The sequence below is a fragment of the Variovorax sp. UC74_104 genome (genome assembly GCF_044055375.1).
Taxonomy (GTDB): domain Bacteria; phylum Pseudomonadota; class Gammaproteobacteria; order Burkholderiales; family Burkholderiaceae_C; genus Variovorax.
This window is the reverse complement of sequence record NZ_CP171978.1, coordinates 4,442,455-4,454,570: the sequence shown is the minus strand read 5'-3', so window position 1 is coordinate 4,454,570 and position 12,116 is coordinate 4,442,455. Positions and strand designations below refer to the sequence as shown.

The window sequence follows — 12,116 nt, the reverse complement described above, 5'->3', positions numbered from 1 at the left end:
CGTTGGGGCAGTTACCCCAAGCGGGTTACATACCGCTGGCCAGCGCCGCCGCCGCTGCCCGCGTCTCCACGCCCAGCTTCTCGAAGATGTGCTCCAGGTGCTTGTTCACCGTGCGCGGGCTGGTGCCCAGGATCTCGCCGATGTCGCGGTTCGTCTTGCCCTTGGCGAGCCATGAGAGCACCTCGGTCTCGCGCGGCGTGAGGGCCGCGTCGGCCAGCCGGGCGGCTGGGCCGTCGCGCTGGATGGCGAAGAGCAGCATCGTCTCCCCCAGCGCAGCCGCGCCCAGGTTGCGCACCGACAACCGCATGCCCGTGGCCGTTCCGACGGCAATGGCCGCGCCCGGCACCAGCGCCGCTTCGAGCGAGGCCGGCAGCAGGCCCGGCGCCACCGGCTCTTCCAGCGCATGCAGCCACAGCGCGGCCTGCGGCGAGCGCCACGCGATGCGCCCGCGCGTGTCGACGAAGACCACGCCCATGCCCGCCACGTCCACCGCGTCGCGGGCCATGCGTGTGATGCGCGCGTTGCGCGCGTGCGTGTGCAGCCGCGCGAGCACCTCCTGCGCGCGGATGGGCTTCACCACGTAGTCGACGCCGCCGCACTCGAAGCCCTCGACCACGTGCGTGGTTTCCGAGAGCCCTGTCATGAAGAGCACCGGAATGTGTGCCCACGCGGGATCGGCCTTGATGCGCCTGCAGGTCTCGAAGCCGGAGAGCCCGGGCATCAGGCCGTCGAGCAGGATCGCGTCGGGCACCACCAGTTCGAGCCGCTGCAGCGCGGCCTCGCCGTCGGCCGCGACCAGCACGGTGTAGCCGCTGGCCTCGAGCGTGTCGCACAGCATGCCCAGGCTGCTGGGGGCGTCGTCCACCACCAGCACCACGGGGCGCTCGGCCGAAGGCGAATCAGGGAGCGAGGGTGTCTGCATCTTCTGACAGTGCGTTGCGGAGTTTGTCGAGTTCGAAGCGCGTGACCATGCCGCGCAGCCAGGTGCAGGTCGAGGCCGCCGCGGGCGATGCGGCCACCAGCCGGTCGAGCGTGGTGTGCAGGCCGCGCACGTGGCCCATCTGCGCCAGGCGCATGAGTTCGGCGCGTTCGTCTTCGGAAAGGGCGAGCTGGCGCGGGCGCGGCTGCGCTTCCGGCTCGTCGGTCGCGGCTGGGCCCATGGCGTCCCCGGCCGTGAGCCATTCGAGGCCCAGGTGCCGCTCCAGCGTGGCGATGAGCTCCGACTCGATCACCGGCTTGCCCACGAAGGCCTGGCAGCCCGCCGCGCGCAGCCGCTCGGCCTGGTTCTCGAACATGTTGGCCGAGACGATGATGATCGGGATCTCGCCGAAGCCCGAGGCGCGCACCGAGGCGGCGGTCTGCCAGCCGTCCATGTCGTCCATCGTCAGGTCGAGCAGGATGGCCGATGGCAGCTCCTCGCGCAGGCTGTCGAGGCACTCGGTGCCGCTCGCGGCCTCGCGTACCTCGAAGCCCAGCGGCGCGAGCATGCCCGCGAGCATCTGGCGCTGAACCGGCTGGTCGTCCACCACCAGCAGCGTGCGGCGCGCGCCGATGTAGCCCGACACGGGCTGCCGCAGCGCGCCCGCCTTGCCGGCCTGCGGGCCCGGGTCGGCCACCTCGCGCAGGTACACGCGCACGCTGAAGGTGCTGCCCTGCGAGGAGGTCGATGCAAGCTTGAGCTCGCCGCCCATCAGCGAGGTGAGCAGGCCGGTGATGGTCAGGCCCAGCCCCGTGCCCGGCTCGCCGCGCCGGCGGCCGGCCGCGCCGCGCTCGAAGGGCAGGAAGATGCGCTGGTGGTCCTGCGGCGCCACGCCGATGCCGGTGTCGGCCACGTCGAAGCGCAGCACCTCGCGGCGCGCGTCCACGTGCAGCGTGACGGTGCCGCTGTCGGTGAAGCGCACCGCGTTCGTCAGCAGGTTGATGAGGATCTGCCGCAGCCACTTCGCATCCGCATGCACCCATGGCGGCAGCCGGCCCGCGTGCGTGTAGACGAAGGCCAGGCCCTTGTTCTCGGCCTGCGGGCGCACCATGTGCACGAGCTGGTCGAGAAAGGCCGGCAGCGCCAGCGGCGCGGGCTCCAACTGCAGCCGGCCGGCCTCGATGCGCGCGAGGTCGAGCAGGCCGTCGATCAGGCCCAGCATGTGCTCGCCGCTGCGGTGGATGGTCTGCACCGCCTCGCGCGGCGGCTTCACCGAGTCGCCCTTCAGCAGGATCTGCGAGTAGCCGAGGATGCTGTTGAGCGGCGTGCGCAGCTCGTGCGTCATGCCGGCCACATAGCGGGTCTTGGCCTGGTTGGCGGCCTCGGCGGCCTCCTTGGCGGTCTGCAGCGCGGCGTCGGTGCGGCGGTGCGCCTCGATCTCCAGCGCCAGCAGGTTGTTGTGGCGGTTCGATTCCTCCTGCGCCATCTGCCGGCTCTCGCTGCCCAACACCACCCACCAGGCGGCCACCGCGGCCACCACGGAAAGCAGCGCGAACACCTTCAGGAAGGCCGTGGCCATGACCGGGTCGCTGGTGCCCGCCAGCGCCTCCTGCGCGTACACCACGCCCACCACGGTGGCCAGCAGCGCGACGAGCGACGTGGCCACCAGCAGGTAGTGCGCCACGCGGAAGTTCAGGCGTGCCGACAGGGCAGGCGGCAGCAGCGCCTGCAGCCAGCCGCTCATCTGCTCGGCCGCGCGCGAATCGGTCTTGCAGCGGTCGTGGCAGCGCGACTCGAGCGTGCAGCACAGCGAGCAGATCGGCGCGCTGTAGGCCGGGCAGTGCGCCATGTCCTCCGACTCGAAGCTGTTGTCGCACACCGAGCACTTCACGCCCTGGCCCGGCGTCCAGCGCTCGATGTCGTTGCGCGCGAGGTAGTAGCGCCCGCGCGTGCGCCAGGCCAGCAGCGGCGACAGCGCCATGGCGGTGGCCAGCGCGATGAAGGGCGAGAAGGCCTTCGCCCATTGCCCCAGCGTGCCGGAGTAGGCCAGCATGGCCAGCGCCGCCGCCACCAGCATCGACACCAGCCCCACCGGGTTGATGTCGTACAGGTGCGCGCGCTTGAACTCGATGGTGCGCGGGCTCCAGCCCAGCGGCTTGTTGATGACCAGGTCGGCCACCAGCGCACCCACCCAGGCGATGGCGATGTTGCTGTAGAAGCCCAGCACGTGCTCCAGCGCGGCGAACACGCCCAGCGCCATCAGCAGGATCGCGATGGCCACGTTGAACACCAGCCACACCACGCGCCCTGGGTGGCTGTGCGTGAGCCGCGCGAAGAAGTTCGACCATGCCAGCGAGCCCGCATAGGCGTTCGTCAGGTTGATCTTCATCTGCGACACCAGCACGAACAGCACCGTGATGCCCAGCACCCAGGCCGGATCGCGCAGCACGTAGGAGAAGCCCGTGAGGTACATCTGCGTGGGCTCGACCGCGTGGTTGGCCGGTATCTCGTGCTGCAGCGCGAGGAAGGCGAGGAATGCGCCGCCCATCATCTTCAGCATGCCCGGAACGATCCAGCCCGGCCCGGCGACCAGCACCGCCGTCCACCAGCGCACGCGGTTGGCAGCGGTTTTCTCGGGCAGGAAGCGCAGGTAGTCGACCTGCTCGCCGATCTGCACCACCAGCGAGAAGGCGACTGTGGCGGCGGCGCCGAACATCAGCGGGTCGAAGCCGCTGCTGTCGGAGGTGCGGCCCACGAGGCCGGTGAAGTCTGCATAGAGCTCGGGCTTCTTCACCAGCACCGCGACGAAGGGGCAGATGAACAGCACGATCCAGATCGGCTGCGTCCACAGCTGCAGCCCCGAAATGAGCGTGATGCCCCGCGCCACCAGCGGGATGATGACGATCGACGACACCATGTACAGCAGCCACAGCGGCCAGTCGAGGTACATCTGCAGCGCCAGCGCGAGGATGGCCGCCTCCAGCGCGAAGAAGATGAAGGTGAAGCTCGCGTAGATCAGCGAGGTGAGCGTGGAGCCCAGGTAGCCGAAGCCCGCGCCGCGCGTGAGCAGGTCCATGTCCACACCGTGGCGCGCCGCGTAGTACGAGATCGGCAGGCCCGTGAGGAAGGTGATGAGCCCGACCACCAGGATGGCCCACAGTGCGTTCGAGAAGCCGTAGCTCAGTGCGATGGCCCCGCCGATGGCCTCCAGCGCCAGGAACGACGTGGCCCCGAAGGCCGCGTTGGCGACGCGGAACTCCGACCACTTGCGGAAGCTGCGCGGCGTGTAGCGCAGCGCGTAGTCCTCCAGCGTCTCGTTCGCGACCCAGGCGTTGTAGTCGCGGCGGATGCGGAAGATCTTCTGTCCGGAGACGGATTGCATGAGGGGTTCTCGCGGCGGCGGTGGCATGGCGCGGGTACAGCAAGAAGCGCTCCCTGCGTGCTTGCGCCGCGCTTGCACTGGTTTCTGGCTCGCGAGTCTGCAGGCACGGCGTGCTCTGGCCGCTACGTTGAATGACGTATTCGCGCATACGCCACTGATTTCTAAAGTTCCAGCCATGGTGCTCGGGGCACCGTCCGATGCACTGCGATGGTGCGCGGCCTTCCTTTCCAACAACCTGCCTGGAGTTTCCTGATGTCGCGTGATTCCGATCTTTCCCTCGATGCCATGGCATTGCGCCGCCGCCGTCTGCTGCAGGGCGCCGCCGCGCTGCCCGTGATGGGCCTCAGCGGCCTGAGCTTCGGCCAGGGCCAGTTCCCCACGGCCAAGGTCAACACGACGAAGCTCGCCGTGACCGACACCGAGGTGACAGTGGGCCAGCTGCATTCGTCCACCGGCACCATGGCCATCTCGGAGACCGGCTCCATCCAGGCCGAGCAGCTCGCCATCGACCAGATCAACGCCATGGGCGGCATCCTGGGCCGCAAGATCAAGGTCATCAAGGAAGACGGCGCCTCCGACTGGCCCACCTTCGCAGAGAAGTCGAAGAAGCTGCTGGTCAACGACAAGGTCGCGGCCGTCTTCGGCTGCTGGACCAGCGCCTCGCGCAAGGCTGTGCTGCCGGTGTTCGAGAAGGAGAACGGCCTGCTGTACTACCCGACGTTCTACGAAGGCCTGGAGCAGAGCAAGAACGTGATCTACACCGGCCAGGAGGCCACGCAGCAGATCATCTGGGGCCTGGACTGGGGCGCGAAGGAGAAGAAGGCCAAGACCTTCTTCCTGGTGGGCTCCGACTACATCTGGCCGCGCACCTCGATGAAGATCGCGCGCAAGCACATCGAGAACTTCCAGAAGGGCTCGGTCAAGGGCGAGGAGTACTACCCGCTGGGCCACACCAACTTCAACTCGCTGATCAACAAGATCAAGGTGGCCAAGCCCGACTGCATCTTCGCGGCCGTGGTGGGCGGCTCGAACGTGGCCTTCTACAAGCAGCTGAAGGCCGCGGGCATCACCGGCGACAAGCAGTTCCTGCTGACGCTGGCCGTCACCGAGGACGAGATGACCGGCGTGGGCGGCGAGAACTTCGCGGGCTTCTACTCGTCGATGAAGTACTTCCAGACGCTGGACAACGCGAACAACAAGAAGTTCGTGGAAGCCTTCAAGGCCAAGTACGGCAAGGACGCGGTCATCGGCGACGTGACCCAGGCCGGCTATCTCGGCCCCTGGCTGTGGAAGGCCGCGGTGGAGAAGGCCGGCAGCTTCGACGTCGACAAGGTCGTGGCCGGCTCGCCGGGTATCGAGCTGAAGACCGCGCCCGAAGGCTACGTGAAGCTCGACGCCAACCACCACCTGTGGAGCAAGGCGCGCATCGGGCAGGGGCAGGCGGACGGCACCTTCAAGGTGGTGGCGGAGTCGGCCGAGCTGATCAAGCCGGATCCGTTCCCGAAGGGCTACCAGTAAGCAGGCCGCCGGCCCTCACCCCAACCCTCTCCCGCAAGCGGGAGAGGGGGTAACTCCAACTTTCCGGACTTCCCGCCATGACTCTGTCGGACATGCTGAACATCGGCCTCATGCAGGGCTTCGCGGGGCTGAGCCTCTTCGCGGTGCTGCTGCTGATGGGGCTGGGCCTGGCGATCATCTTCGGCCAGATGGGCGTGATCAATATGGCGCATGGCGAGTTCATGACCATCGGCGCCTACTCGATCTACCTGGCCGCGCGCGTCACCGAGAGCCTCGCGCCCGAGTTCATGCCGTACTACTTCCCGATCGCCATCGCGCTGGCTTTCGTCTTCGCCTTCATCGTCGGCTGGATCGTGGAGTGGGTGCTGATACGCCACCTCTACAAGCGCCCGCTCGACACGCTGCTGGCCACCTGGGGCGTGAGCCTGGGCCTGCAGCAGATCTTCCGCACCTTCATCGGCCCGAAGGAGGTGAGCCCGACGCTGCCCGAATGGCTCATGGGCTCTTGGACGCCGCACGAGGGGCTGGACATCCCGATCAACGGCATGTTCGTGCTGGCGCTCACCGCGCTGGTCACGGGCGGCGTGCTGATTGCGCTGCACAAGAGCCGCTGGGGCCTGAGGGTGCGCGCCACCGTCGCCAACCGCACCATGGCCAACGCTACCGGCATCGACACCAAGAAGACCGACCGCCTCACCTTCGCCATCGGTTGCGGCATTGCAGGCGTGGCGGGCGCGGCCTTCACCACCATCGGCTCGACCGGGCCGACCTCGGGCTCGCTCTACATCGTCGACGCCTTCCTGGTCGTCACCTTCGGCGGCGCGGCCAGCCTGTTCGGCACGGTGGTCTCGGCCTTCGGCATTGCGCAGACGCAGTCGGTCTCGGAGTTCTTCATGACCGGCTCGATGGCCAAGGTGCTGACGCTGTCGCTGATCGTCTTCATCCTGATGCTGCGCCCGCAAGGCCTCTTTGCAGTCAAGGTGCGCCGCTGAATCCGATTCCTTCCTGGAGAACGTTCCGATGAATTTCATCAAGGCCTCGATCCAGCGCTACCAGCTCGGCAGCCTGCTGCTGCTGGTGCTGCTGCTCGCGGTGGTGCTGCCGCTGTCGCTCGACATCTTCCGCCTCAATCTCGTGGGCAAGTACCTCACCTACGCCTTCGTGGCCGTGGGCCTCGTCATGGTGTGGGGCTACGGCGGCGTGCTGAGCCTGGGGCAGGGCGTTTTCTTCGGCATCGGCGGGTATGCGATGGCGATGTTCCTCAAGCTCGAGGCTTCCGACCCGGTGTCGACCAAGATCCAGACCACGCCCGGCATCCCGGACTTCATGGACTGGAACCAGATCACCGAGCTGCCCACGCTGTGGCTGCCGTTCAAGAGCCTGCCGCTGAGCCTTGCGCTGGTGGTGCTCGCGCCGATGGCGCTGGCCTGGCTCGTGAGCTTCGCGATGTTCAAGCGGCGAGTGGGCGGCGTGTACTTCGCGATCATCACGCAGGCGGTGGCGCTGATCTGCACCGTGCTCATCATCGGCCAGCAGGGCTATACCGGCGGCGTGAACGGCATGACCGACCTGAAGACCCTGCTGGGCTGGGACACCCGCACCGACAGCGCCAAGTACATCCTCTACTACGTCTGCGTGGGCCTGCTGGTGGGCAGCATCGTGCTGTGCCGCTGGATCCAGACCAGCAAGCTCGGCACGCTGCTGCTGGCGATGCGCGACAAGGAAGACCGCGTGCGCTTCTCCGGCTACGACGTGTCGAACTTCAAGGTCTTCATCTTCTGCCTGGCCGCGGGGCTCTCGGGCATCGGCGGGGCGATGTTCGCGCTGCAGGTGGGCTTCATGTCGCCGAGCTTCGTGGGCATCGTGCCCTCCATCGAGATGGTGATCTTCTGCGCCGTGGGCGGCCGCATGAGCCTGGTGGGCGCTGTATACGGTGCGCTGCTGGTGAATGCAGGCAAGACGCTGTTCTCGGAGAGCTTCCCGGACCTGTGGCTGTTCCTGATGGCGGGCCTGTTCGTCGGCGTGACCATGGCCTTCCCGATGGGGCTCGCCGGCGTGTGGGAAGAAAAGATCCGCCCGTGGTGGAAGTCGCGCCGCCAGGCGCTACGCGACGCGGCGGCGAAGCCGCCGGTTGCCCCCGCCGCGTCCGCCCCTGCTGCAGCGCCAATCGCAGCAGAGACCGAGCCCACGCTGCCCGAAGGCATCGGCAGCCAGCGCGCCTGAACACACGCGGAGCCACCTCATGAGCAACACAGACTTCGCGCTCGCCGTGGAAGACCTCACCGTCTCCTTCGACGGTTTCAAGGCCATCGACGACCTGACGCTGTACATCGACCGCAACGAGCTGCGCGTGATCATCGGCCCCAACGGCGCGGGCAAGACCACGCTGCTCGACCTGATCTGCGGCAAGACGCGCGCCAGCGCCGGCAGCATCAAGTTCAGGAACACCGAACTCACCAAGATGGCCGAGCACAAGCGCGTGCGACTGGGCATCGGCCGCAAGTTCCAGACGCCCTCGATCTACGAGAACCTTTCCGTCTTCCAGAACCTGGAGGTTTCGTTCCCGAAAGGGCGCTCGGTGTTCGGCGCGCTGGCCTTCAAGTGCGACGACGAGGTCAAGTCCAGGGTGCAGTCGGTCGCCGAGGAGATCGGCCTTGCCGACCGCCTCGACACCGAGGCCGGCCTGCTGAGCCATGGCCAGAAGCAGTGGCTGGAAATCGGCATGTTGCTGATGCAGGAGCCCGAGCTCCTGATGCTCGACGAGCCCATCGCCGGCATGAGTGCGCGCGAACGCGAGCTCACGGCCGAACTGCTCAAGCGCATCTGCCAGAACCGTGCGGTGATCGTCATCGAGCACGACATGGCCTTCGTGAAGCAGATCGCGCACAAGGTCACGGTGATGCACCAGGGAAAGATCCTCGCCGAAGGGCCGATGGAGAAGGTGCAGGCCGATCCCAAGGTCATCGACGTTTATCTGGGGCACTAGATGGCTTGCCGTTTTTCAGGGCGAGCTCACGCCGACGGGGTACCTTGCTCCGCGAATGTCCCCCGGCCTTCGGCCTCCTCCTTTATTTCGCTGCGCAAGGCACCCCATCGGCGTGAGCGTTGGACGGGGCAGTCATTGATCAGTCGTGCACCAGCGGCGTGTCCTCTTGCACAGGGCGTCGGGTGCTCCCCGCAGCGAAATAAAGGAGGAGGGCAAAGCCCGGGGGACATTCGCGGAGGGGAGTACCCGATGGCCTGTGCAAGCACCCCGAACACAACCCAAGAGAGTCCAACGAGATGAGCAACATCATGCTGAAGGTCGAAGACCTGCACGTAGCCTACGGCCAGAGCGAGGCCCTGCACGGCATCTCCTTCGAGGGCCATGCCAACGAAACCATCGCCATCATGGGCCGCAACGGCATGGGCAAGACCACGCTGTTCAAGAGCCTCATGGGCGTGCTGCCGCTGAAGAGCGGGCGCATCGAGGTGGCAGGCCAGGACGTGTCGCGCGACGAGAGCTTCCGCCGTGTCGCCAAGGGCATCGCTTACGTACCGCAGGGCCGGATGATCTTTCCGACGCTGACGGTGGAAGAGAACATCCAGACGGGCCTGGAGAACTCTAAGACCCGCCGCATCCCCGAAGAAATCTATGCGCTGTTCCCCGTGCTGTGGGACATGAAGAGCCGCAAGGGCGGCAACCTCTCGGGCGGCCAGCAACAGCAGCTCGCCATTGCGCGAGCCCTCGTCACCGACCCCAAGGTACTGCTGCTCGACGAGCCCACCGAGGGTATCCAGCCTTCGATCATCAAGGACATCGCCAAGGCGCTCAACGAGATCCGCAAGCTGCGCGGCATCACCATCGTCGTGTCAGAGCAGGTGCTGAGCTTCGCGATGGACGTGGCCGACCGGCTCTTCGTGATCGAGGGCGGGCGCCTCGTGCACGAGACGGCGCGCGACAAGACCGACGTGGACCACATCAAGGCCTATCTCTCCGTTTGATTCTTCCGTTCAACACAACCCAACCAGGAGCCACTGCAAATGACGGACACGCTGATCAAGGTCGACCTGACCAAGCCGCCCACCGAGAACGAGATGATCCACAACCGCTGGCATCCGGACATCCCGATGGCCTGCTGGGTCAACCCGGGCGACGACTTCATCCTGGAGACCTTCGACTGGACCGGCGGCTTCATCAAGAACAACGACAGCGCGGACGACGTGCGCGACATCGACCTGAGCACGGTGCACTACCTCTCCGGCCCCGTGGGCGTGAAGGGCGCCGAGCCCGGCGACCTGCTGGTGGTCGACCTGCTGGACATCGGCGCCAAGCAGGACAGCCTCTGGGGCTTCAACGGCTTCTTCTCGAAGAAGAACGGCGGCGGCTTCCTCACTGACCATTTCCCCGAGGCGCAGAAATCGATCTGGGACTTCAAGGGCATGTTCACCAGCTCGCGGCACGTGCCGGGCGTGAACTTCGCGGGCCTGATCCACCCCGGCCTCATCGGCTGCCTGCCCGACAAACCCATGCTCGACATGTGGAACGAGCGCGAGAAGGCGCTCATCGCCACCGACCCTGAGCGCGTGCCTGGCCTGGCCAATCCGCCCTTCGCCGGCACCGCCCACATGGGCAAGATGACCGGCGAGGCGAGGGCGAAGGCCGCTGCGGAAGGCGCACGCACCGTGCCGCCGCGCGAGCACGGCGGCAACTGCGACATCAAGGACCTGTCGCGCGGCTCGAAGGTGTTCTTCCCGGTGTACGTCGACGGCGCGGGCCTGAGCGTGGGCGACCTGCACTTCAGCCAGGGCGACGGCGAGATCACCTTCTGCGGCGCCATCGAGATGGCCGGCTGGGTGCACATGAAGGTCACGCTCATCAAGGGCGGCATGGCCAAGTACGGCATCAAGAACCCGATCTTCAAGCCCAGCCCCATCACGCCGCAGTACAACGACTACCTGATCTTCGAAGGCATTTCGGTCGACGAGAGCGGCAAGCAGCACTACCTCGACGTGAACGTGGCCTACCGCCAGGCCTGCCTGAACGCGATCGAGTACCTGAAGAAGTTCGGCTACTCGGGCGCGCAGGCCTATTCGATCCTGGGCACGGCTCCGGTGCAGGGCCACATCAGCGGCGTGGTCGACGTGCCGAACTCGTGCGCCACGCTGTGGCTGCCCACGGGCATCTTCGACTTCGACATCAACCCGAATGCATCGGGCCCTGTGAAGTTCATCGACGGCAGCGTGAGCATGCCGCTGTCGCCCGACCTGCGTTGAGGAAAGGCCCGCCCATGCCCACCTACGACTACGCCTGCGGGCATTGCGGCGGCTTCGAGGCGCTGCGGCCTTCGGGCCTGCGCGACGAGCCGGCCGCATGCCCCGACTGCGGCAGCGCATCGCCGCGCGTGCTGTCTGCCGCGCCGCGTCTTGCGCTGATGGCCTCGGGCACGCGCCGCGCCATCGAGACCAACGAGCGCGCGCGGCACGAGCCAGTGAGTTCTCGCGACTACGCGCGGCTGCGGCATCCGGCGGGCTGCGGGTGCTGCGGCTCGGGCAAGCGCGGGGCGACGGTGACCGCGCCCAACGGCGCGAAGGCTGCCCCGTCGAGGCGCCCCTGGATGATCAGCCACTGAGGCTGCCTGCTGGGGCTGCCCCCATTGGCGGGCATCTTTTCAAGGCCCTGATTGTTTCAATCCCGTGAACGCCGCGGTTCGTTTTGCGAGCGTTTTTCGAGGTCATTCAGGATCAAACTTCTCCTCACCAACCAACCGTTTGCCCTGAAGGAGATTGAAATGAATGCCTCGAAGATCCTCGCCGCTGCTGCCCTCTCGCTCCTGGCTGCTGCCGGCGCTCAAGCAGAAACCTATGACGGCGTGCACGTCGTGAATTCCTCGGTGAGCCGCGCAGAAGTCGCCCCGCAAGCCGCTGCCGCCGCTCGCGCCGGCAACGAATACAGCGAAGCCTCCGCCGCCGGCGCACAGACCTTCACGTCGACCGCCAACCGCGCCACCGTCCAGGCCGAAGCCGTCGCCAAGGCCCATGACCCGCTCGCCAGCCTCGACCGCCGCGCGTTCTACCGCGACGAAGTGCCGGCCGCGTACAAGAAGCCCAGCGTGTCGTTCACGCGCCAGGCTGGCCTGTAAGGAACCGGACGCGACACGTTTGGGTGTTGCAGAAAAGGACGGGCCTTCCGCTGTCTGTGTAAACAGGCTGCATTGAGCGCTTGAAATATGCCCTTCAGGCTTTGTCTGAAGGGCATATTTCTATGAATGCCCCAGTCGATGGGGTTTCGCATGGGCTTGTCTCGCGCTGCTTCGC

10 protein-coding genes are annotated in these 12,116 nt (G+C 66.7%); 8 read left to right on the top strand and 2 right to left on the bottom strand.

Annotated features, from left to right (window positions below; all coding sequences use genetic code 11):
• Positions 1 to 25: 25 nt before the first annotated feature.
• Together ACHMXA_RS20920 and ACHMXA_RS20915 are read right to left on the bottom strand one after the other, a co-directional pair.
• Positions 26 to 922, bottom strand: a complete 897-nt coding sequence (locus ACHMXA_RS20920) for a response regulator (RefSeq protein WP_395316294.1) — start codon at positions 920 to 922, stop codon at positions 26 to 28.
• Positions 900 to 4,301 (bottom strand): ATP-binding protein, encoded by a 3,402-nt coding sequence (locus ACHMXA_RS20915; protein ID WP_256099118.1) that lies wholly within the window; start codon positions 4,299 to 4,301, stop codon positions 900 to 902. Before ACHMXA_RS20915 ends, ACHMXA_RS20920 begins: the two co-directional genes overlap by 23 nt.
• 252 nt (positions 4,302 to 4,553) lie before the next feature.
• Here ACHMXA_RS20915 and urtA point away from each other — a divergent pair, with 252 nt between their 5' ends.
• From urtA to ACHMXA_RS20875, 8 genes are all read left to right on the top strand, one after another.
• Positions 4,554 to 5,819 carry an urea ABC transporter substrate-binding protein gene (urtA, locus tag ACHMXA_RS20910; RefSeq protein WP_176666754.1) on the top strand — a complete coding sequence of 422 codons (1,266 nt, stop codon included), beginning with the start codon at positions 4,554 to 4,556 and terminating at the stop codon, positions 5,817 to 5,819.
• A gap of 77 nt (positions 5,820 to 5,896) precedes the next feature.
• A complete protein-coding gene (gene urtB / locus ACHMXA_RS20905) occupies positions 5,897 to 6,811 on the top strand; it encodes an urea ABC transporter permease subunit UrtB (protein WP_176666753.1) in 915 nt (304 codons plus the stop codon).
• 28 nt (positions 6,812 to 6,839) lie between these two features.
• Positions 6,840 to 8,042, top strand: coding sequence for an urea ABC transporter permease subunit UrtC (gene urtC, locus ACHMXA_RS20900; RefSeq protein WP_395316293.1), 1,203 nt, complete (start codon positions 6,840 to 6,842; stop codon positions 8,040 to 8,042).
• A gap of 19 nt (positions 8,043 to 8,061) precedes the next feature.
• Entirely contained in the window at positions 8,062 to 8,805 is a 744-nt protein-coding gene (gene urtD / locus ACHMXA_RS20895; protein WP_176666751.1) for an urea ABC transporter ATP-binding protein UrtD, read from the top strand.
• A 308-nt stretch (positions 8,806 to 9,113) separates the two neighbouring features.
• Positions 9,114 to 9,803, top strand: coding sequence for an urea ABC transporter ATP-binding subunit UrtE (urtE, locus tag ACHMXA_RS20890; protein WP_093075114.1), 690 nt, complete (start codon positions 9,114 to 9,116; stop codon positions 9,801 to 9,803).
• A 39-nt stretch (positions 9,804 to 9,842) separates the two neighbouring features.
• Entirely contained in the window at positions 9,843 to 11,075 is a 1,233-nt protein-coding gene (gene fmdA / locus ACHMXA_RS20885; protein ID WP_176666750.1) for a formamidase, read from the top strand.
• A gap of 14 nt (positions 11,076 to 11,089) precedes the next feature.
• Positions 11,090 to 11,431, top strand: a complete 342-nt coding sequence (locus ACHMXA_RS20880; protein WP_132751317.1) for a zinc ribbon domain-containing protein — start codon at positions 11,090 to 11,092, stop codon at positions 11,429 to 11,431.
• A gap of 159 nt (positions 11,432 to 11,590) precedes the next feature.
• Entirely contained in the window at positions 11,591 to 11,941 is a 351-nt protein-coding gene (locus ACHMXA_RS20875; protein WP_176666749.1) for an alpha/beta hydrolase, read from the top strand.
• Positions 11,942 to 12,116: the final 175 nt, after the last annotated feature.

What these genes read in the sequence shown, in the direction of transcription:
- ACHMXA_RS20920 (WP_395316294.1), bottom strand. Translation starts at nt 922, where the DNA reads ATGCAGACACCCTCGCTCCCTGATTCGCCTTCGGCCGAGCGCCCCGTG.
- ACHMXA_RS20915 (WP_256099118.1), bottom strand. Translation starts at nt 4,301, where the DNA reads ATGCAATCCGTCTCCGGACAGAAGATCTTCCGCATCCGCCGCGACTAC.
- urtA (WP_176666754.1), top strand. Translation starts at nt 4,554, where the DNA reads ATGTCGCGTGATTCCGATCTTTCCCTCGATGCCATGGCATTGCGCCGC.
- urtB (WP_176666753.1), top strand. Translation starts at nt 5,897, where the DNA reads ATGACTCTGTCGGACATGCTGAACATCGGCCTCATGCAGGGCTTCGCG.
- urtC (WP_395316293.1), top strand. Translation starts at nt 6,840, where the DNA reads ATGAATTTCATCAAGGCCTCGATCCAGCGCTACCAGCTCGGCAGCCTG.
- urtD (WP_176666751.1), top strand. Translation starts at nt 8,062, where the DNA reads ATGAGCAACACAGACTTCGCGCTCGCCGTGGAAGACCTCACCGTCTCC.
- urtE (WP_093075114.1), top strand. Translation starts at nt 9,114, where the DNA reads ATGCTGAAGGTCGAAGACCTGCACGTAGCCTACGGCCAGAGCGAGGCC.
- fmdA (WP_176666750.1), top strand. Translation starts at nt 9,843, where the DNA reads ATGACGGACACGCTGATCAAGGTCGACCTGACCAAGCCGCCCACCGAG.
- ACHMXA_RS20880 (WP_132751317.1), top strand. Translation starts at nt 11,090, where the DNA reads ATGCCCACCTACGACTACGCCTGCGGGCATTGCGGCGGCTTCGAGGCG.
- ACHMXA_RS20875 (WP_176666749.1), top strand. Translation starts at nt 11,591, where the DNA reads ATGAATGCCTCGAAGATCCTCGCCGCTGCTGCCCTCTCGCTCCTGGCT.